Annotated in this window: 15 protein-coding genes; 8 read left to right on the top strand and 7 right to left on the bottom strand. The window is 72.3% G+C overall.

Annotation, left to right across the window (positions count from 1 at the left end; all coding sequences use genetic code 11):
• Window positions 1-8 precede the first annotated feature (8 nt).
• From IE273_RS11250 to IE273_RS11230, 5 genes are read right to left on the bottom strand one after another with little or no spacing between them, the layout of a single operon-like run.
• Window positions 9-614: a GTP-binding protein gene (locus tag IE273_RS11250; protein ID WP_189814984.1), complete on the bottom strand. Its 606-nt coding sequence runs from the start codon at window positions 612-614 to the stop codon at window positions 9-11.
• The gene (locus tag IE273_RS11245; RefSeq protein ID WP_189814983.1) at window positions 595-4,233 is read right to left on the bottom strand and encodes a hydantoinase B/oxoprolinase family protein; all 3,639 of its coding nucleotides are present in this window, start codon (window positions 4,231-4,233) and stop codon (window positions 595-597) included. The genes IE273_RS11250 and IE273_RS11245 overlap by 20 nt, the downstream gene beginning before the upstream one ends.
• 24 nt (window positions 4,234-4,257) lie before the next feature.
• Window positions 4,258-4,653, bottom strand: coding sequence for a DUF742 domain-containing protein (locus IE273_RS11240; protein WP_189814982.1), 396 nt, complete (start codon window positions 4,651-4,653; stop codon window positions 4,258-4,260).
• 9 nt (window positions 4,654-4,662) lie between these two features.
• Window positions 4,663-5,097: a roadblock/LC7 domain-containing protein gene (locus IE273_RS11235; RefSeq protein WP_189814981.1), complete on the bottom strand. Its 435-nt coding sequence runs from the start codon at window positions 5,095-5,097 to the stop codon at window positions 4,663-4,665.
• Entirely contained in the window at window positions 5,094-8,051 is a 2,958-nt protein-coding gene (locus IE273_RS11230; RefSeq protein ID WP_189814980.1) for a sensor histidine kinase, read from the bottom strand. The genes IE273_RS11235 and IE273_RS11230 overlap by 4 nt, the downstream gene beginning before the upstream one ends.
• Before the next feature lie 419 nt (window positions 8,052-8,470).
• Here IE273_RS11230 and IE273_RS11225 point away from each other — a divergent pair, with 419 nt between their 5' ends.
• Window positions 8,471-9,004: a hypothetical protein gene (locus IE273_RS11225; RefSeq protein WP_189814979.1), complete on the top strand. Its 534-nt coding sequence runs from the start codon at window positions 8,471-8,473 to the stop codon at window positions 9,002-9,004.
• Between the two features lie 431 nt (window positions 9,005-9,435).
• Here the strand turns inward: IE273_RS11225 and IE273_RS11220 are convergent, their stop codons facing one another.
• The gene (locus tag IE273_RS11220) at window positions 9,436-10,641 is read right to left on the bottom strand and encodes an NAD(P)/FAD-dependent oxidoreductase (RefSeq protein WP_189814978.1); all 1,206 of its coding nucleotides are present in this window, start codon (window positions 10,639-10,641) and stop codon (window positions 9,436-9,438) included.
• Between the two features lie 127 nt (window positions 10,642-10,768).
• Window positions 10,769-11,092: a bifunctional 3-phenylpropionate/cinnamic acid dioxygenase ferredoxin subunit gene (locus tag IE273_RS11215; RefSeq protein ID WP_189814977.1), complete on the bottom strand. Its 324-nt coding sequence runs from the start codon at window positions 11,090-11,092 to the stop codon at window positions 10,769-10,771.
• A gap of 301 nt (window positions 11,093-11,393) precedes the next feature.
• Between IE273_RS11215 and IE273_RS11210 the strand changes: the two genes are divergently transcribed.
• From IE273_RS11210 to IE273_RS11180, 7 genes are all read left to right on the top strand, one after another.
• The gene (locus IE273_RS11210; protein WP_189814976.1) at window positions 11,394-12,233 is read left to right on the top strand and encodes an IclR family transcriptional regulator; all 840 of its coding nucleotides are present in this window, start codon (window positions 11,394-11,396) and stop codon (window positions 12,231-12,233) included.
• 229 nt (window positions 12,234-12,462) lie between these two features.
• Window positions 12,463-13,548, top strand: coding sequence for an S-(hydroxymethyl)mycothiol dehydrogenase (locus IE273_RS11205; RefSeq protein ID WP_189814975.1), 1,086 nt, complete (start codon window positions 12,463-12,465; stop codon window positions 13,546-13,548).
• Between the two features lie 2 nt (window positions 13,549-13,550).
• On the top strand, window positions 13,551-13,988 hold the full coding sequence (locus IE273_RS11200; protein WP_189815015.1) for an MBL fold metallo-hydrolase: 438 nt from the start codon (window positions 13,551-13,553) through the stop codon (window positions 13,986-13,988).
• A gap of 154 nt (window positions 13,989-14,142) precedes the next feature.
• A complete protein-coding gene (locus IE273_RS11195; RefSeq protein ID WP_189814974.1) occupies window positions 14,143-16,605 on the top strand; it encodes a GcvT family protein in 2,463 nt (820 codons plus the stop codon).
• A 9-nt stretch (window positions 16,606-16,614) separates the two neighbouring features.
• Entirely contained in the window at window positions 16,615-17,820 is a 1,206-nt protein-coding gene (gene solA / locus IE273_RS11190) for an N-methyl-L-tryptophan oxidase (RefSeq protein ID WP_189814973.1), read from the top strand.
• The gene (locus tag IE273_RS11185; protein WP_189814972.1) at window positions 17,817-18,962 is read left to right on the top strand and encodes an aromatic ring-hydroxylating oxygenase subunit alpha; all 1,146 of its coding nucleotides are present in this window, start codon (window positions 17,817-17,819) and stop codon (window positions 18,960-18,962) included. The genes solA and IE273_RS11185 overlap by 4 nt, the downstream gene beginning before the upstream one ends.
• The gene (locus IE273_RS11180) at window positions 18,955-20,421 is read left to right on the top strand and encodes an aldehyde dehydrogenase family protein (RefSeq protein ID WP_189814971.1); all 1,467 of its coding nucleotides are present in this window, start codon (window positions 18,955-18,957) and stop codon (window positions 20,419-20,421) included. The genes IE273_RS11185 and IE273_RS11180 overlap by 8 nt, the downstream gene beginning before the upstream one ends.
• Window positions 20,422-20,424: the final 3 nt, after the last annotated feature.

Below are 20,424 nucleotides of genomic sequence, written 5' to 3'. Positions count from 1 at the left end.
TCTAGTGGTCAGCGCACGACGGCCCCGCGGCGGTCGGCCGCGTACTCCATCGCGTGCTGGACCAGTCCGACGAGCACCGCCTTGACCGACTCCCGGTCACGGGCGTCGGTCAGCAGGAGGGGCACGTCGTCGTCCAGGTCGAGGGCCTGACGGACGGATTCCACGGGGTGACGGGCGGCTCCCTCGAAGCAGTTGACGCCGACGAGGAAGGGGATGGAACGCCGCTCGAAGTAGTCGACGGCGGCGAAACAGTCCTCCAGGCGGCGCGTGTCGGCGAGGACCACGGCTCCGAGCGCGCCCTCGGACAGCTCGTCCCACATGAACCAGAACCGCTCCTGCCCGGGCGTGCCGAAGAGGTAGAGCACCAGGTCCTCGCGCAGGGTGATCCGGCCGAAGTCCATGGCCACCGTGGTCGTGTGCTTGCCCTCCACACCACTGGTGTCGTCGACGGGCCGCCCGGCCTCGGTGAGCAGTTCCTCAGTGCGCAGCGGCCTGATCTCGCTGACCGCGCCGACGAGGGTCGTCTTGCCCACGCCGAAGCCGCCGGCCACGAGGATCTTGAGCGTGACAGGCTCGACCGGAGCCTTGGCGCGCTCAGAACGCCCGAAGATCATCGATCTCTTCTCCTGCTTGATGGGGGTCGGGCGACGGTCGGCCGTAGCCGCCGCCACCGGGGGTCTCGATGACGAGCACGTCGTCGGGGCCGACATCGGCCGAGCCGCTTCCGCCCAGGTCGGTGACCGTGCCGTCGGCGCGCTCCACCCGGTTGGCGCCGAGCGCTCCGGGGGCGCCGCCGGCCATGCCGTACGGGGGCACGCGGCGGTGCTGGGAGAGCGTGGAGACGGTCATCGGTTCGAGGAAGCGGATGCGGCGCACGGCTCCGTCGCCGCCGCGCCACCGTCCGGCGCCGCCGCTCCCCCGGCGGACGGCGAACTCCTCCAGCCGGACCGGTAGCCGCCATTCCAGGATCTCCGGGTCCGTGAGCCGGGAGTTGGTCATGTGGGTCTGGACCACGCCGGCTCCGGGGAAGCCGTCGCCGGCGCCGGATCCGGAGGCGACGGTTTCGTAGTACTGGTGCCGCTCGTTGCCGAAGGTGACGTTGTTCATGGTGCCGGAGCCCTCGGCCTGGACGCCGAGCGCGGCGTACAGGGCGCCGGTGATGGCCTGGGAGGTCTCCACGTTGCCCGCGACCACGGCGGCGGGCGGCTCGGGGGCGAGCATCGAGCCGGACGGCACGATGATGTCGAGCGGGCGCAGACAGCCGTCGTTGAGCGGGATGTCATCGGCGACGAGCGTGCGGAAGACGTACAGGACGGCCGCGTTGACCACCGCGAAGGGCGCGTTGAAGTTGGTGGTGAGCTGGGCGGAGGTGCCGGTGAAGTCGACGGTCGCCCGGCGCTCGGTGCGGTCGACGCGGACGCGGACCCGGATGACGGCCCCGGAGTCGGTCTCGTAGGCGTACTCGCCGTCGTCGAGGGCGTCGATGACGCGGCGGACTGCCTCCTCGGCGTTGTCCTGGACGTGCCGCATGTAGGCCTGGACGACGTCGAGGCCGAACTCCTCGATCATGCGCCGCACCTCGTCGACGCCCTTGTGGTTGGCGGCGATCTGGGCGCGCAGGTCGGCGAGGTTGGTGCGCGGGTTGCGGGACGGGTACCGCGCCTCGGTGAGGAGGCGGTGGGTCTCCTCTTCCCGGAAGCGGCCGTTCTCGGCGAGGAGCCAGTTGTCGAAGAGGACGCCCTCCTCCTCGATGGTGCGGCTGTGGGCCGGCATGGAGCCGGGGGCGATGCCGCCGATCTCGGCGTGGTGACCGCGTGAGGCGACGTGGAAGAGGATCCGCGGCTCACTCCGCGTGTCCGCGGCCACGTCGGTGTCGAAGACGGGGGTGATCACGGTGACGTCGGGCAGGTGCGTGCCGCCGTGGTAGGGGTCGTTGACGGCGTAGGTGTCGCCGGGTCGCATGGCGGAGCCGCGCCGGCGGATGACCTCTTTGACGCTGGTGCCCATGGAGCCCAGGTGGACGGGGATGTGCGGGGCGTTGGCCACCAGGTTTCCGTCCGGGTCGAACAGCGCGCAGGAGAAGTCCAGCCGCTCCTTGATGTTGACGGACTGGGCCGTGGACTCCAGCCGCGCGCCCATCTGTTCGGCGATCGACATGAAGAGGTTGTTGAAGACCTCAAGCAGAACCGGATCGGATTCCGTGTCCACATCGGAACTCTGTGTAATCGCCGTGCGTTCCATGAGCAGATGCCCGTCATCGGTCGCGGCGGCCCGCCAGCCGTCGTCGACGACGGTCGTGGCGCCGGCCTCGGTGATGATCGCGGGTCCGGTGACGGTCTCGCCGGGAGGAAGGGCCTCCCGGCGGTGGAGGGGTACGTCGCGCCAGGCACCGCCGGTGTGGAGACGGACGGTGCCGGGCTCCTGGGCACGGCCCTCGTACGGGGCGAGGGCGGAGAGATCGGGGGGTGTGGTGATGCCGGTGGCTTCGACGGAGAGGGCTTCCACGACGACCGGGCGGTCGAGTGTGAAGGAGTACGTGGCGCGATGACGTTCCTCGAAGGCGTTCCGCATGGCGTCTGGCTCGGCCAGCCCGACGGTGAGGGTGGTGTCGGTGCCGTCGTAGCGGAGCTGGGCGCGGCGGGTGATCTGGATGCGGTCCTCCGGGACGTCCTCGGCGACGAGTTCGGCCCGTGCGGCGGCCTCCAGGTCGTCGGCCGTCTTGCGGATGCCGGGCATGGAGGCGGCTTCCAGGGGTGCTTCCACGGAGTGCTCGCGCATGGCCGTGGTGTCGGCGAGGCCGATGCCGAGCGCGGAGAGCACGCCGGCCATGGGAGGTACGAGGACGGTACGGATGCCCAGCGAGTCGGCGACCCGGCACGCGTGCTGACCGCCCGCCCCGCCGAAGGTGGTCAGGGCGTAGCGGGTGACGTCATGGCCCTTCTGGACGGAAATCCGCTTCACCGCGTTGGCGATGTTGGCCACGGCGATCCGCAGGTAGCCCTCGGCCACCTGTTCCGGGGTGCGGTCGTCACCGGTGTGTTCGTGGATCTCGCGCGCGAGGGTGGTGAACCGGTCACGGACGAGGGCCGCGTCCAGGGGCTGGTCACCACCGGGACCGAACACGGCCGGGAAGTGAGCGGGCTGGATGCGGCCGAGCATGACATTGGCGTCGGTGACGGTGAGCGGGCCGCCCGCGCGGTAGCAGGCGGGGCCGGGGTCGGCGCCGGCCGAGTCGGGGCCGACCCGGTAGCGGGAGCCGTCGAAGTGGAGGACGGAGCCGCCGCCGGCGGCGACGGTGTGGATGTCCAGCATCGGTGCCCGCAGCCGGACACCCGCGATCTGTGTGGTGAAGACCCGCTCGTACGCGCCGGCGAAGTGCGAGACGTCGGTGGAGGTGCCCCCCATGTCGAAGCCGATGACGCGGTCGAAGCCGGCGCGTTGCGACATGCGGGCCATGCCGACGATGCCGCCGGCCGGTCCGGAGAGGATGGCGTCCTTGCCGCGGAACTGCCCGGCCTCCGTCAGCCCGCCGTTGGACTGCATGAACATCAGCCGTACACCGCGCAGTTCGTCGGCGATGTGCCGCACGTAGCGGCGCAGCACGGGCGAGAGGTAGGCGTCCACGACGGCGGTGTCCCCGCGCGGGACGAGCTTCATCAGCGGGCTGACCTCGCTGGACAGCGAGATCTGCGGGAAGCCGATGCGGGCGGCGAGTTCACCGATGGCGCGTTCGTGGCCGGGGTGGAGATGGCTGTGCAGGCAGACGACGGCGACCGCGCGGATCCCGTCGGCGTACGCCTCCCGCAGCGGACCCTCCAGGGCGTCCAGGTCGGGCGCGCGCAGGACGGTACCGTCGGCGGCGACGCGTTCGTCCACCTCCACGACCCGTTCGTGGAGCAGCTCGGGCAGCTCGATGCGGCGGGCGAAGATGCGGGGGCGGTTCTGGTAGGCGATGCGCAGGGCGTAGCGGAAGCCGCGGGTGACGACGAGGAGGGTGCGCTCGCCCTTGCGTTCCAGCAGGGCGTTGGTGGCGACCGTGGTGCCCATGCGAACGGCCTCGACGGGCTCCTGGGAGCCGCCCAGGAGTTCGCGTACGCCCGCGACGGCCGCGTCGGCGTACCGTGCCGGGTTGTCGGACAGCAGTTTGTGCGTGAGCAGCCGGCCGTCCGGGCGACGCGCGACGATGTCGGTGAAGGTGCCGCCTCGGTCGACCCAGAACTGCCAGCCAGTCACGTCACTACCCCGCTTCCGCGCCGGTCACAGTGCCCGGAGGCCGTTGATCACGTCGCGCAGAATACTCTCGTCCGGCAGCTCGGCCGGGGGCACCGGGCGGGTCACGTGGACGAGTTCGGCGTGCACCAGGTCGCCGATGAGGACGCGGACGACGCCGATGGGCAGGTCGAGTTCCGCGGCCAGTTCGGCGACCGACTGGGGTACCTCCCGGCAGAGTCCGACGATCTCCACGTGTTCGGGGGACAGTGTCGGGTCCGATTCCGGGTCGCCGGTGTCGGGCTCCGTGACGACCACCGCGATCAGGTCGAGGCGGTGCTGGCCCTCGCTCGTGGTGCGGCCACGCGTCATGGCGTACGGACGGACGACCGGCCCGGCCTCGTCGTCGAACCAGTGGTTTCTTCCCTGACCGTCTGCGCTCATGTCATCCCACTACCCGCCTGCGGGCAGATCGGTGCGCGGGGCGGTGCCCAGATGGACGCCGACCCGCTTGACCAGGAGCGTCATCTCGTAGGCGACCTGCCCGACGTCGGAGTCGGCGTCCGAGAGGACGGCGAGGCAGCTGCCGTCCCCGGCGGCGGTGACGAAGAGGAAGGCGTCGTCCAGCTCGACCACCGTCTGGCGGACGCTGCCCGCCTCGAAATGGCGGCCGACGCCCTTGGCGAGGCTGTGGAAGCCGGACGCCACGGCGGCCAGATGCTCGCTGTCCTCCCTGGTCAGGTCCTTGGAGATCCCCGTGGGCAGGCCGTCGCCGGACAGGATGACGGCCTTGCGGATGCTGGCGACCCGGTCGACCAGATCGTCCAGGAGCCAGTTCAGCTCCACCTTGTCCGTCGCCGTGTGGCCGGTCGCCTTCGGTGCGGTCATCGACCGTCCCCCTTAGTCGTTCCTTGTGCTGTGCCGTTCCGGGCCTCGTCGCCCGCGGCGTTCTCCTCCCGGCCGCGCTGCCAGCCGCGCTGGAGTGAGGCCATCCGGCTGCGGACCTCCTCGGCATCGCGGTCGTCGGGTGGCGTCGCGCGCTCGGCGCGCCGTTCGGTGTCGTGCTTGAGCTGGGGGGCCAGGCTCGCTTGGCGTACGCGCCGGGGCAGCGGCCCGGTGCCCGGCTCCGGGGCCGGGTCGTCGGCGGGTGCGGCGGTGCGGGAGCGGGGCTGTGCCGTGTCCGCGGAGCGGGGCTGTGCCGTGTCCGCGGAGCGGGGCGGTGCCGTGTCCGCGGAGCGGGGCTGTGCCGTGTCCGCGGAGCGGGGCTGTGCCGTGTCTGCCGGACCGCTCGTGCCGCCGCGAGGAGATGCCGCCGTATCCGCCGGGATGCCGGTGCCGGGTGTCTCGGTCCGGGTGCGCCGGGGCAGCGCCGGAGCCTCGGAGGCCGCTTCGGCACTTCCGGTCGGCCTCGCGGTGCTGTCCTCGGCGCGGTCGGTGCGTCCGGTGGGGCGCCGGGAGGACGCGCCGCGGCGGCGGGTGGGCAGCGGGGCCGGTCCGTCCGTGTCGGAGCGACGTGTGGCGGCGGAGGGCGCGGGGTCCGGTTCGCCGCGGCGGGGTCGCTGGTCGGTGACGGGCTTGCCGTGCGAGCTGACGAGCTTGGGGGTCTGCCGCCGGGGCAGCGGTACGGCCCCGTGCTCACGGGTCCCGTCGTGCGGCGGGCGGTCGGCCGGCGGGGTGGCTGCCTGCTCCCCGTCGTCCGGGCGGACCCGGCGGGGGCGGAACAGACCGCCGCGCTCGCTGTCCTCGTCCGGGAGGGCGCCGGGGAAGTCGTCCAGCGCGTCGAGATCGACGGGTGCCTCCAGCTCGACCGGGCCGTCCAGCAGGGAGGTCGGCAGGGCGGGCAGCTGCAAGGGGGCCGGGGACGGCCCGGCACCGCGGCCCAGCGCCTGCTCGGTGCTCTTCGCCGGGCGGTTCCGGTCGAGCCGGAAGCCGACGCCGTTGGTGTCCGGGACGTCGTCGGTGAGCAGCGCGTCGGGGATGAACACCACGGCGGTGGTGCCGCCGTACGGCGACGGCTGGAGGGAGACCCGGACGTTCTGGCGCTGGGCGAGACGGCTGACCACGAACAGACCGAGCCGGTCGGTGTCGGAGAGTTCGAACTCGGGTGTCTCGGCGAGACGCAGATTGGCGTCCAGGAGTGCCTCGGCCGTCATACCGAGGCCCCGGTCGTGGATCTCCAGGGTGAAACCGTTGGCGACCCGCTCGCCGAGGACCTGGACGGCGGTGTGCGGGGGCGAGAAGACGGTGGCGTTCTCCAGGAGTTCGGCCACGAGATGGGTGAGGTCGGCGACGGCGGGCCCGGTGACGGCCACCCGCGGCAGGCGCCGGACCTCGATGCGCTCGTAGTCCTCGACCTCGGCGACGGCGGCGCGGACGATGTCCATGAGCTGCACGGGCCGGCGCCACTGCCGGGAGGGCGCGGCTCCGGAGAGGATCACGAGGCCCTCGGCGTGCCGGCGCATGCGGGTGGTGAGGTGGTCCAGGCGGAACAGGTCGGCGAGTTCGTCGGTGTCCTCGGTCCGGCGCTCCATGCTGTCGAGCAGGGTGAGCTGCTTGTGCAGCAGCACCTGGCTGCGGCGGGCGAGGTTGACGAAGACCTCGGAGACGCCGGCCCGCAGCTCGGCCTGTTTGACGGCGGCCTCGACCGCCGCGCGCTGCAAGGTGTTGAGGGCCTGCCCGACCTCGCCGATCTCGTTCTTGTCGTACTCCAGGCGCGGGACCTCGGTCTCGACGTCGACCTGTTCACCCGCGGACAGCCGGCGCATCACGCTGGGCAGCCGGACACCGGACGCCTCGTGCGCCTCCAGGCGCAGCTGGCGCAGGTCGCGGATGAGGGAGCGGCCGACCCGGATGGAGAGCACGACGGAGAGCAGGAGCGCGATCAGGCCGAGGGCGCCGGCGACGGCCGCCTGCACGATGACGCCGACGGCCACGGGGCGCATACGGTCCTCGAAGCGGTCGCCCACCTGGTCGTCCAGGGTGCCGAGTTCGTCCAGGACGGTTGCGGCGGAGGAGTCCCAGCTCTTCGCGGTGACCTCGCCAGGGGTGCCGGAGTCCGAGGCGATGACGGTCCGTTCGGCCTCCCGCAGCGGGGCCGTGGTGGCGTTCTTCCAGAAGTGTTCGTAGCGGTCGCGCTCCGCGGCGGGCAGCAGCGGGAGGCTGATGTCGTACAGGAGGGTGCGCTGGGCGACGAGGTCGGAGATGTCACGGGTCTCGTCGCGGGTGAGCCGCCCGACGACGAGGGAGGAGCCGAGCAGGGCGTCCTCGCGGGAGAGCAGCTCGCGGGCGCGGGTGACGTTCACCAGGGCGCGGGCCTGCTTGTCGATCTCGACGTCGTCCAGACCGTCGAGGGACGTGAGGAGTGCGTAGCAGGGGTCCACGAGACGGTTGTAGAGGTCGAACGCCTGGGCGCGGGTGATGGTGCCTCCCTCGACGCCGCGGCGCAGGGGCCCGAGACCGCCCAAGGCGTCCAGGACGGCGGTGAGGTGTTCGCTGTCGTCCGCGTCCATGCCGGCCCGGGTGTCCTGGTCCTCGGCGTTCCGGCGGATGGTGGCGATCACCCGGTCCGTCGCGGCGCGGGTGCGGCGCAGCGCCGAAAGAGCCTCGGAGGCCCGCGGGTCGGCGAGGTAGACGAGGGTCTGGCGGCGCTCCTGCTGAAGGACGCGAACCGTATCCTCGGTGGGGTAGCCGATGTCCTCGACGGCGTCGGTCACGCGGAACAGCTGGGTGACTTCGCGCCCCGTGAGCACCGTGGCGAAGCCCCAGACGGCGGTCAGGGACACCAGCGGCACGAGAAGCAGCGCCACGATCTTCCGGCGGATCGACTTCCCGCGAAAGCGCATGGCCTCCCCCAGCTCGACCCCCGCCGGCCGGGGGTGCTCATGTCCGTCAGCAAACGGCGTGAGCCTACTACCGCCTCACAGTTAACTCGAAGACATGTCCGGAGGGCGAACTCCCGCGCTGGCGGCGAGACATGGCGAGTTGTCCGGGCATAAGGGGAGATCACCACCGCGATCCGAACACCCACGTGGTGCCTGCGACGACCGCACGGTCGGGCGGTTGGCCGGAATTTTTCGCCAGTTGGGAATCTTCGGGGGATCTCGTACGTCCTTCTCTATGGGAAATGGGGGCGGAATGGGCCACAGGAGCCGCATCCCGCATCCCGGCGGCGTAAAGCAGCGCAAGCCGGGCAGCCCTTGGGGAGTCGGGGTCTTCGGATGCCGGGGCGAGCGGTCTGCCGGCGGTGGGGAGGGACACGGTGATGGGCACGGCGGAGCGGCGCGGGGCGCCCGGGGAGAGCATGGCGGAGCGCTCACGGGCGCGGTGGGACAGGGAGGTACCGGATCGGGACATTCCGGGGCCGGAGCACGCCGGGAAGCCCGGTGGTGGCGAACAGCGGCAGAACTACCGCCCGTTGTGGATCGAGGAGCCCGCGCGCCGGCATCCGTTGCCCGATCCGGTGCGTACGGCGGCGGTGCGGGCGATCCTTGTCATAGCGGTGACGCTGATCCAGGCGATGGTGGCGTTCCTGTGCACGCTGGCCGGGTCCTGGCTGGCGTTCCCCATGGTGATCAGCGGCGTGGCCAGCACGGTGGTGGCCACCTGGGCCGTGGTCGACGTGTGGGTCACCCGCCAGGTGTGGAACCAGCGGTACGGCGTCGTCTCCGAGCCGAGCAGCACGGCCCGGTCCCTCCGTCGGGAGCGGCGCGCCCACCGGCGCCAGGAGCGGGCGGGCGTGGGGGAACAGGAGCGGATACGCCGCACCGGCGGCGCGGGGCGGCTGTCGCACCCCTGAGTCCTGGCACACGGCGCCGGGATCGCCGGCGGTCAGGCTCAGCGGGGCCCTGGGTGCCGGGAGTCCGGTCGCCGTGCGCCCGGTGACCCGGCGCACGGGGCGCACGGGGCGCACGAAAGCCTGGCCACTGGACCCGGTCCGCCGTGAGCACAGGTGGAGCACAGGCCACCGCAGGCAAGGGCCACGGAAGAACCGGTCACCGATAGCACACGCCACCGGCGAATCCGACCACCAGTCGCACAGGCCACCGGTAGCGCACGCCACCGGCAATTCCGGCCACCAGTCGCACAGGCCGCCGGAACCAGAGGTCAGCCGCAGCAAAGGTCATCGGAACCAGAGGTCATCGGAAAGCCCGGCCACCATCAGCCGGCCCGCCCGGGCCCGCAGCCGAGCCCCGCACACCCCGGCGATTCGCGGCAGCACCTGACCCGTCACAGCGCGGCCGGCTCCACCCGCGCCCCTTCCGTCCACCGGCGTTCCTCTCGCTGGAGTTCGCGTCGGGCCCGCGTGAACGCGCGGGGCCGGTCCACTCCGAGTAGGGCGACGGTGCGGCCGTCCCGCTCGTAGCGGGCGAGGAAACCAGACTCACCGGGGGCGCCGTCGTCGGTGATCTCGCCCTCGGTGACGTGGACGGTGTCGCCCTCGCGGTATCGCCCCGCGAACTGGATCCGGGAGCCGTACTGGTCGGACCAGAAATACGGCAGCGTGCGAGCGGTCGCGGCGGTGTGGCCGGCGAGGAGGTTGGTCACGGCGACGCGGGGCTGCTCGGTGGCGGAGGTCCAGTGCTCGGCCCGGGTGCCGCCCACCCGGGCGACGTCACCGACCGCGACCACCTGGGGCAGGGCGGTCACGCAGCCGTCGTCGCACAGCACACCGTCGTGCAGCGCGAGTGCCGAACCCACGAGCCAGTCGGTGTGGGGGCGGGCGCCGATGCCGACGATCACCACGTCGGCGGGCAGCGAGCGGCCGTCGGCGAGGTCGACCCCGGTGACGGTGGCGGTGCCCCGGAGCGCGGCCACACCCGTGCCGGTGACCAGTTCCACTCCGCCGCGGCGGTGCAGGGCGGCGCAGACCTCGGCCATTCGGGCCCCTAGTTGGGGCACGAGCGGCAGCGGGGCGGCCTCGACCACCGTGACGTCGTGGCCGAGCCGGGCACATGAGGAGGCGGTCTCGGCGCCGATGAAGCCACCGCCGATGACGACGACCCGGCGGTGCCCGCGGGTGAGTTCGGCGCGCAGGGCGCGGGCGTCGTCCAGGGTGCGCAGGGTGTGGACCCCGGCGAGGCGGTCGCCGGGCAGTCGGCGGGCGGCGGCACCGGTGGCGATGACGACGCCGTCGGTGGAGACCGTGCGGCCGTCGCCGAGGAGGACGGTGCGGCCACGGGGGTCGAGTCCGCGGGCGCGGACGCCGAGCAGCCACTCGGCGTCGAGTCCGGCGGTCTCGTCGGCGTCGGTGAGGGCCAGTTCGCTCTCCTCGGCGCGGCCGATGAGGAAGTCCTTGGAGAGAGGAGGGCGGTCATAGGGGTGGTGGGGTTCCTCGCCGACGATCACCAGTCGGCCGTCGAAGCCCTGGGCGCGCAGCTCACGGGCGGCGTGGAGCCCGGAGAGGGAGGCGCCGACGATGGTCACGGTTCTCATGCGGCACGGCTCCTGGCGTCGGGGGCGGGGGGATGGGGGCGAGAGCGGGCGGGGCGCGGACGAGCGCCGGTGCCGGCGGGCGCACGGCCGAGGACGGCGGGGGCGGGGTGCCGGTGCCTGTCGGTGGTCACGCGGCCGTGCCCTCCTCCGCGCCGAGGTGGACGTGTACGACGCCGTCCTCCACGGTGACGCGATGGGTGCGCACCGGGCGCCGGGCCGGCAGACAGGTCGGTGCGCCGGTGCGCAGGTCGAAGGACGCCGCGTGCAGCGGGCATTCGACGAGGCAGCCCTCCAGCCAGCCCTCGGAGAGGGAGGCGTCCTGGTGGGTGCAGGTGTCGTCGATGGCGTACAGCTCGCCGTCCTCGGTGCGGAACACGGCGATCGGCGGTGTGCTCGCGACGCGGACGGACTCACCCTCGGGGAGGTCTTCGAGGCGGCAGACGGGAATCACGGGCCCCCCTCTCGGTCCGGGACACTCGGTCCGGGACCTGCTCGATGCAGGCGTCAGGGATGCTGCCGGGAGCCCGGACCCACGTCGGTCCGGCCCGGTGAAGCGGCAAGGGAGTGACGGACCGTCAACGGTCCGGGTGGTCCGGCACCCTTCCGGGATCCGGACGCTTCGGTAACATGATGTTTCGCATGGCGCACGATCCAGCGCTATGCGCAACAGAATCCGGGCGGGACGACCGTCGCGTCAAGGGCTTCCCGCAGATGCGGCCCGAACCGGGCCCACAGGTGGTGAGAGTTGAGCCATGACCCGCACGCAGAAGCAGTCTGACCGCAGCGAGGAGACCACGGAGAACCCAGGGGCCCCGGAGAGGCAGAGCGGCCGCGGCGCGGCCAGCGCGGTGCAGTCGGTGGACCGCGCCGTGAGCGTGCTGGAGATCCTCGCCCGGCACGGCGAGGCGGGCGTCACCGAGATCGCCGAGGAACTGGACGTGCACAAGTCCACGGCGTTCCGGCTGCTCGGCGTCCTGGAGAACCGTGGCCTGGTGGCCCAGGCCAAGGACCGCGGCAAGTACTACCTGGGGGCCGGCGTACTGCGCCTGGCGGGGGCGGCGGCGGTGCGTCTCGACATCTCCCAGGAGGGCGTCCCGGTGTGCCGGGAGGTCGCCGACGAGCTGGGCGAGACGGTCAACATCGCCGTGCGCGACGACGACGCGGCGGTCAACATCATGCAGGCCCGCGGCACCGCGTCCGTGACCGCGCAGAACTGGCTGGGCAGACGCACCCCGCTGCACGCCACCTCCAGCGGCAAGGTGCTCCTCGCGCACATGCCGCCGACCCTGCGCGAGGGCCTGCTGGCACGGCCGTTGCCGCGGTTCACGGACCGTACGATCACCGGTGCGGCGATGCTGCGCGCCGAGCTGGAGGCCGTGGTGGAGCAGGGCTACGGCGTCACGATCGAGGAGCTTGAGCTGGGGCTGGCGGCCGTCGCGGCGCCGGTGCGCGCGCACGACGGCAAGGTGATCGCGGCGATCAGCGTGTCGGGTCCGGTCTACCGCCTCAACGCGGACCGGCTCCCGGAGGTGGCCAAGCGGACGGTCGCCGCGGGCGCCGAGCTGTCCCGGCGGATGGGCTACGGATTCTGACTCGCTCCATTTCCGCCGATCCCCGCAGTCAGCACGCCCACCACCCGCACCACGGCGCGGGACCGGAGGTTTCCCGGTCCCGCGCCGCCGTGTGTCCGAGAGGTTTCGCCCCACGGGTTCCCTTTGCCAAGGGTTAACGCGCACCCCTTGACGACCCCGTGACGCCGTTCTCAAGATGTTCCCCATCACGCAACCCATCGTGCAATGCGCAACAGCAGAGGAGCTTGTCGTGCCACACGAGGTCCGTGCCGTAGTCGCTGTGAAGAAGGGCGCACCCGTGGAGGTGCGGACGATCGTCGTCCCCGACCCGGGACCCGGCGAGGTGCTCGTCAAGGTGCAGGCCTGCGGGGTGTGCCACACGGATCTCCACTACCGCGAGGGCGCGATCACCGACGACTTCCCGTTCCTGCTGGGGCACGAGGCGGCGGGCACCGTCGAGTCCGTCGGCCCCGGCGTCACCGATCTGAAGCCCGGCGACTACGTCGTACTGGCCTGGCGGGCGCCGTGCGGCAGCTGCCGTTCCTGCCGCCGGGGCCGGCCCTGGTACTGCTTCGACTCCCGCAACGCCGCACAGCCCATGACGCTGCCGGACGGCACCCCGCTCAGCAACGCGCTCGGCATCGGTGCCTTCGCCGAGAAGACGCTGGTCGCGGCGGGCCAGGCGGTGAAGATCGACCCGGCCGCGCGGCCAGAGGCGGCCGGTCTCATCGGCTGCGGGGTGATGGCCGGGTACGGCGCGGCGGTCAACACCGGCAACGTCGGCCGGGGCGACTCGGTCGCCGTCATCGGCTGCGGTGGCGTCGGCAACGCGGCCATCGCCGGCGCCTGTCTGAACGGCGCCATGAAGGTGATCGCCGTGGACATCGACGACAGGAAACTGGACCAGGCCGAGAAGTTCGGCGCCACGCACACCGTCAACTCCCGGGGCACCGACCCGGTCGAGGCGGTCCGGGAGCTCACCGGCGGGCACGGCGTGGACATCGCGATCGACGCGGTCGGCCGCCCCGAGACCTTCCTCCAGGCCTTCTACATGCGCGACCACGCGGGCCTGCTGGTCCAGGTCGGCGTCCCGGCCCCCGAGATGAAGGTGGAACTGCCGCTGATCGACGTCTTCTCGCGCGGCGGTGCCGTCAAGTCCTCCTGGTACGGCGACTGTCTGCCGAGCCGGGACTTCCCCTTCCTGATCGACCAGTACCTCTACGGCCTGCTCGACCTCAACGCGTTCGTGTCCGAGACGATCGCCCTGGACCAGGTGGAGGAGGCGTTCGACAAGATGCACCGCGGTGAGGTGCTGCGCTCGGTGGTGGTGCTGTGAGCGTGCGCGGGGCCGCGCGGGTCGAGCGGGTCGTCACCTCCGGGACCTTCAGCCTGGACGGCGGGACGTTCCACGTCGACACCGACGTCTGGCTGGTCGGCGGCGACGACGAGGAGGTGCTCGTGCTGGACGCCGCCCACGACGCCGAGGCGATCCACCGCGCCACCACCGGCCGCCGGGTCACCGCCATCGTCTGCACCCACGCCCCCTTCCTGAACGCCGTCTTCACCGGCGACACCCTCGTCCACGGCGGACCCGGCGCCACCGGCCGCTCCTACTCCGACCGCTCCCATTCCGACCGCTCCTATTCCGACCGCCCGGCGATCGAGGCGCCCATCCGCGCGCGGCTGCTGCCCCTCCCGGGTGACACCGTCGTCCACACCGGCCACGGCCGGGACACGACGATCGCCGCCGAGCGGCCGAGCGTCCACACCGCCTGAGCACCCCGCGGCAGGCCTCCCCCCGCCGCCCGAGACCCCAGCGGCACCCAGCCGCACAGCGGCCCAGCCTCCCCGGCCTCCCCCGCCCCAAGGGTCTCCCGCACCCGCGTCACAAGGACCCGCACCCGCCATCCCCGCCACCACAAGGAGGGGCATGTCCAGCACACCCGAAATCCGGTCCCAAGGACCCCGTGTCGTCGTCATCGGCGCCGGCATCGTCGGCTGCTCCCTCGCCGACGAGCTGACCGCCCGCGGCTGGACGGACGTCACCGTCCTCGAACAGGGACCCCTGCCCGCCCCGGGCGGCTCCACCTCACACGCCCCCGGACTCGTCTTCCGGACCAGCCCGTCCAAGACCCTCACGGAGCTCGCCCGGTACACCGTCGAGAAGTTCGGCGCCCTCGAAGTCGACGGCGTCCCCTGCTTCCTCCAGGTCGGCGGCCTGGAACTGGCCACCACCCCCGAGCGGCTGGCCGATCTGCACCGACGGGCCGGTTACGCCGCCTCCTGGGGCATCCGGGGCGAGGTCGTGAGCACGGCCCGGTGCAAGGAACTCTGGCCGCTGCTGGACGAGTCGGTGGTCCTCGGCGGCTTCCACACCCCGGACGACGGCCTGGCCCGGGCCCTCCTCGCGGCCCGCGCCCAGATGGACCGCGCCACCGCGCGGGGGGCCCACTTCCTGGACCGGCACACGGTCACCGGGATCGAGCAGCAAGGCGGCCGGGTCACCGCGGTCGTCACCGACCGGGGCGCCTTCCCGGCGGACCACGTCGTCTCGGCGGCCGGTTTCTGGGGCCCGGTGGTCGGCCGCATGGCCGGGATCGACGTACCGCTCCAGCCCCTCGCGCACCAGTACGCCAGGACCGGGCCGCTGCCCGGGCTGCGCGGTGCCACGGCCGAGGCCACGCGGCCCATCCTCCGTTTCCAGGACCGCGACCTGTACTTCCGCGAGCACGGCGACCGCATCGGGATCGGTTCGTACGCGCACCGCCCGATGCCGGTGGATCCGTTCGCGGTCCCGGCGTACGACGAGGCGCACGGCCGGAACATGGAGATGCCGTCCTCGTACCCGTTCACCGCCGAGGACTGGGCGCCGAGCTGGGAGGACTGCCGGCGGCTGCTGCCCGCGCTGCGGGAGTCCGCGATCGAGAGCGGGTTCAACGGGGTCTTCTCCTTCACGCCGGACGGCATGCCGGTGCTCGGGGAGGCGCGGCGGCTGCGGGGCTTCTGGCTGGCCGAGGCGGTCTGGGTGACCCATTCCGCGGGTGTCGCCAAGGCGGTGGCCGAGTGGATGGTGGACGGGCGGCCCTCCGTCGACGTGCACGAGTGCGACCTCACGCGGTTCGAGGAGGCGCAGCGTTCACCGTCGTACGTCCGTGAGCGCGGTTCACAGCAGTTCGTCGAGGTGTACGACGTCCTCCACCCCCTCCAGCCCATGGAACGACCGCGTCCGCTGCGCGTCAGCCCCTTCTACGCCCGCCAGCAGCAGCTCGGCGCGTTCTTCCTGGAGGGCACCGGCTGGGAACGCCCGCACTGGTACGAGGCGAACGCCCCGCTCGTGGACGCCCTCGGCGACCTGCCCGAGCGCGATGCCTGGTCGGCCCGTTACTGGTCCCCCATCGCCGCCGCCGAGGCCAGGGCCACCCGCGAGAAGGTCGCCCTGTACGACATGACCCCGCTGCGCCGCCTGGAGGTCACCGGCCCCGGCGCCCTCGCCTTCCTCGACCGCATGACCAGCAACAACCTGCGCAAGAAGCCCGGCGCGGTCACGTACACCCTGCTCCTGGACGAGACCGGAGGCATCCGCTCCGATCTCACGGTCGCCCGTCTCGCCGCCGACCGCTTCCAGGTCGGCGCCAACTCCCCCGCCGACCTCGACCGGCTGCTCCGCCACGCCCCCGACGACGTCCAGGTCCGCGACATCACCTCCGGCACCTGCTGCATCGGTGTCTGGGGCCCCCTCGCCCGCGCCCTCGTCCAGCCCCTGACCGGCGACGACTTCTCGCACGAAGGCTTCGGCTACTTCCGGGTGAAGCAGACGTACCTCGGACACGTGCCGGTGACGGCGATGCGCCTGAGCTACGTCGGCGAGCTGGGCTGGGAGCTGTACACCACCGCCGACCTGGGCCTCAGGCTGTGGGACACGCTGTGGGAGGCCGGGCGGGAGCTGGGCGTGATCGCCGCGGGCCGCTCCGCCTTCACCTCGCTGCGCCTGGAGAAGGGGTACCGGGCGTGGGGCACCGACATGACCGACGAGCACACCCCCTTCGAGGCGGGCCTCGGCTTCGCCGTCCGCATGGACAAGGAGGACTTCGTCGGCAAGGCGGCGCTCCAGCGGGCCGGAGACCCCTCCCGCCGGCTCACCCCGCTCCTGCTGGACGACCCCGCCGCCGTGGTCCTCGGCAAAGAACCGGTCTATGCCGACGGCGCCCCGGCCGGTTACGTGACCAGCGCGTCGTACGGCTACACGCTGGGCCGTTGTGTCGCCTACGCCTGGCTGCCGGCCGGCCTCGCCACCGGCACCGGCGTGCACATCGAGTACTTCGGCGAGAAGGTCCCGGCAACCGTCGCCGACGAGCCGCTGTTCGACCCGGAGATGTCCCGCATCCGCCGCTAGGAGGCGACCGTGTCACCGTCTTACGACGTCATCGTCATCGGACTCGGCGGCATGGGCAGCGCCGCCGCCCACCACCTGTCCGCGCGCGGCGCCCGCGTCCTCGGCCTGGAGAAGTTCGGTCCGGTCCACAACCGCGGCTCCAGCCACGGCGGTTCGCGCGTCACCCGGCAGTCGTACTTCGAGGACCCGGCGTACGTGCCGCTGCTGCTGCGCGCCTATGAGCTGTACGAGGAGCTGGAGCGGGCCACCGGCCGGGACATCGCGATCCTGTCGGGTGGCGTGATGGTCGGTCCACCCGAGTCCCGGACCGTCTCCGGCGCGCTGCGCTCGGCGACCGAGTGGGACCTGCCGCACGAGATGCTGGACGCGAAGGAGATCCGCCGCCGGTTTCCGACGCTCCACCCGTACGACGACGAAGTCGCCCTCTTCGAGGCGAAGGCGGGCCTGGTGCGGCCGGAGAACATGGTCGCCGCGCATCTCCAGCTGGCCACCCGGCAGGGCGCCGACCTGCACTTCGAGGAGCCGGTGCTGCGCTGGGAGCCGTACCGGGACGGGGTGCGTGTGCACACGGCCGAGAACACCTACACGGCCGGGCAGCTGGTGATCTGCCCCGGTGCCTGGGCGCCGCGGCTGCTCACCGACCTCGGGGTGCCGTTCACCATCGAGCGGCAGGTCATGTACTGGTTCCAGCCGAAGGGCGGCACCGAGCCGTTCCGGCCCGAGAACCATCCGGTCTACATCTGGGAGGACGCGGCCGGCGTCCAGGTCTACGGCTTCCCGGCCATCGACGGCCCGGACCTCGGCGCCAAGGTCGCCTTCTTCCGGAAGGGGCGGGTGACGACCCCGGAGACCATCGACCGGTCGGTGCACGAGGACGAGATCCGGGCCATGGCGGACCACATGTCCCGCTGCATCCCGGACCTGCCCGGCACCTTCCTGAAGGCCGCCACGTGCATGTACTCCAACACCCCGGACGAGCACTTCGTGCTGGCCCGGCATCCCTCGCACCCGGAGTCGGTGACCGTGGCCTGCGGTTTCTCCGGGCACGGGTTCAAGTTCGTGCCGGTCGTCGGGGAGATCCTGGCCGATCTGGCGCTGACCGGCGCCACCGCGCATCCCATCGGCCTGTTCGACCCCGCCCGCCCCCTGCCTCGGCTCCGTTCGAGCGGGAGGACCCCCACCGCCGCCGCGCCCGCCCGAGGAGCCCGCCCGTGACGACGACCCCGATCTCCCCGAGCCCGGCCTCCCCGAGCCTCATCGCGACGCTGCCGGGCCGCTACTACACCGACCCGGAGGTCTTCCGGCAGGAGCAGGAGAAGGTCTTCGAGTCCCTGTGGTTCTGCGCGGTGCGCGGCGCCGACCTGGCCAAGCCGGGCGCCTTCCGCACGGTCCAGGTGGGGCGCGAGAACGTCGTCATCACCCGGACCCGCACCGGCGAGCTGCGCGCCTTCCTCAATGTGTGCCGGCACCGCGGGGCGCGGCTGTGCACCGAGGCGTCCGGTGAGGTGCGGCGCAGCCTGCAATGCCCGTACCACGCGTGGACGTACGACCTTGACGGCAGGTTGATCGCCGCACCCAACTTGATCAAGATGCCCGACGTCGATCGAGTCGAGTACGGGTTGATCAAGGTGGCTCTGCGCGAGTGGCTGGGCTACGCCTGGGTGTGCCTCGCCGACGAACCGCCGTCCTTCGAGGACACGGTGGTGCACGCCGCCGTGGAGCGGCTCGGCGACGCCGCCGCCATCGGGCACTACGGCACCGAGAGGCTCGCCCTCGGCAGACGCGTCACCTACGACGTGCGGGCCAACTGGAAACTGATCGTCGAGAACTTCATGGAGTGCTACCACTGCGCGACGATCCACCCCGAACTCACCGAAGTCCTCCCCGAGTTCGCCGACGGCTACGCGGCCCAGTACTACGTGGGCCACGGCGCCGAGTTCGGCGAGGAGATCAAGGGCTTCACGGTGGACGGCGGCGCCGGCTTCGCCAAGCTCCCCGAGGTGACCGCCGACCAGGACCGCCGCTACTACGCGATCACGGTGAAGCCGACCGTGTTCGTCAATCTCGTCCCCGACCACGTGATCCTGCACCGCATGTTCCCGCTGGCCGAGGACCGCACGGTGGTGGAGTGCGACTGGCTGTACGCGCCGGAGGTCGTGGCCTCGGGCGCGGACGTGTCGAAGTCCGTGGAGCTGTTCCACCGCGTCAACGTCCAGGACTTCGAGGCCTGCGAGCGCACCCAGCCGGCGATGTCCTCGCGCGCCTACCGCCGCGGCGGGGTGCTCGTCCCGAACGAGCACCACATCGGGATCTTCCACGCGTGGCTGCTGGACCTGCTGGGGGACTCCCATGCCTGACCTGTTCATCGACGGTGCGTGGCGGGGCGCCCTGGACGAGCGCACCCGGGAGATCCGCTGCCCGGCCGACAGCTCCCTGGTGGGCGTCGTGGACGAGGCGGGCGGCAAGGACACCGTGGAGGCCGTCGCTGCGGCCCGGCGCGCCTTCGACACCGGCCCCTGGCCGCACACGCCGGCCGCCGAGCGCGGTGACCTGCTCCTGCGGGTCGCCGGGCTCCTCGCACGGGACAAGGACGCCCTGGCCCGCGCCGAGTCCCTGGACACGGGCAAGCGGCTGGTGGAGAGCGCGTACGACGTGGACGACGTCGTGGACTGCTTCCGCTACTTCGGGCGGCTGGTCGCGAGCGAGACCGGCCGGGTGATCGACACCGGGCGGGCGGACGTCGACAGCCGGGTGGTGCACGAACCGGTCGGCGTCTGCGCCCTGATCACGCCGTGGAACTACCCGCTGCTCCAGTCCGCGTGGAAGGTCGCCCCCGCGCTCGCGGCCGGCAACACCTTCGTCCTGAAGCCGAGCGAGCTGACCCCGCACACCGCGATCCACCTGGTCCGGCTGCTGGCGGAGGCGGGGCTGCCGCCGGGCGTGGCCAATCTGGTGCTGGGCGCCGGGCCGGAGGCGGGCGCCCCGCTGGCCGACCATCCGGACGTCGACATGGTCTCCTTCACCGGCGGTCTGCACACCGGCCGCCGGCTGATGGCGGCGGCGGCCGGCACGGTGAAGAAGGTCGCGCTCGAACTCGGCGGCAAGAACCCCAACATCGTCTTCGCGGACGCCGACTTCGAGGCCGCGGTCGACATGGCGCTCACCGCCGTCTTCCTGCACTCCGGGCAGGTGTGCTCCGCCGGGGCCCGGCTGCTGGTCGAGGACGCGCTGCACGACCGGTTCGTGGACGAGGTCGTCCGGCGGGCGCGGCTGATCCGGCTGGGCGGGCCGTTCGACGAGCGGGCACGGACCGGGCCGCTGATCTCCGCGGCGCACCGGGCCAAGGTGGAGGCATATGTGGCGCGGGGGCTGGCGGAGGGCGCGGTGCTGCGCTGCGGCGGCGCCCGGCCCGCCGGCCCCGGCTACGACGAGGGCTTCTACTACCTGCCGACCGTCCTGGACGAGTGCACGAGCGCCATGTCCGTCGTCCAGGAGGAGTCCTTCGGGCCGGTGCTGACCGTCGAACGGTTCACCGGCGAGGAGGAGGCCGTCCGGCTCGCCGACGACACGGTCTACGGCCTCGCGGGTGCCGTCTGGACCGGCGACGAGGCCAGGGCCGCGCGGGTCGCGGGGCAGCTGCGGCTCGGCACGGTCTGGATCAACGACTACCACCCGTACGTGCCGCAGGCCGAGTGGGGTGGTTACAAGCAGTCCGGGTTCGGGCGCGAACTCGGACCGGCGGGGCTCGCCGAGTACCGCGAGACGAAACACATCTGGCGCAACACCGCGCCGGCACCGCAGGGCTGGTTCGACTGACAG

The organism is Streptomyces olivaceoviridis (assembly GCF_014650115.1).
Taxonomy (GTDB): Bacteria; Actinomycetota; Actinomycetes; order Streptomycetales; family Streptomycetaceae; genus Streptomyces; species Streptomyces olivaceoviridis.
The sequence above is the reverse complement of the archived record's forward strand: the minus strand, read 5'-3'. Positions and strand labels throughout refer to the sequence as shown.

Coding starts and splice junctions, on each gene's coding strand:
- IE273_RS11230 (WP_189814980.1), bottom strand. CDS start 8,051: ATGCGCTTTCGCGGGAAGTCGATCCGCCGGAAGATCGTGGCGCTGCTT.
- IE273_RS11180 (WP_189814971.1), top strand. CDS start 18,955: ATGCCTGACCTGTTCATCGACGGTGCGTGGCGGGGCGCCCTGGACGAG.
- IE273_RS11210 (WP_189814976.1), top strand. CDS start 11,394: ATGACCCGCACGCAGAAGCAGTCTGACCGCAGCGAGGAGACCACGGAG.
- IE273_RS11235 (WP_189814981.1), bottom strand. CDS start 5,097: ATGACCGCACCGAAGGCGACCGGCCACACGGCGACGGACAAGGTGGAG.
- IE273_RS11195 (WP_189814974.1), top strand. CDS start 14,143: ATGTCCAGCACACCCGAAATCCGGTCCCAAGGACCCCGTGTCGTCGTC.
- IE273_RS11250 (WP_189814984.1), bottom strand. CDS start 614: ATGATCTTCGGGCGTTCTGAGCGCGCCAAGGCTCCGGTCGAGCCTGTC.
- IE273_RS11240 (WP_189814982.1), bottom strand. CDS start 4,653: ATGAGCGCAGACGGTCAGGGAAGAAACCACTGGTTCGACGACGAGGCC.
- IE273_RS11220 (WP_189814978.1), bottom strand. CDS start 10,641: ATGAGAACCGTGACCATCGTCGGCGCCTCCCTCTCCGGGCTCCACGCC.
- IE273_RS11225 (WP_189814979.1), top strand. CDS start 8,471: ATGGGCACGGCGGAGCGGCGCGGGGCGCCCGGGGAGAGCATGGCGGAG.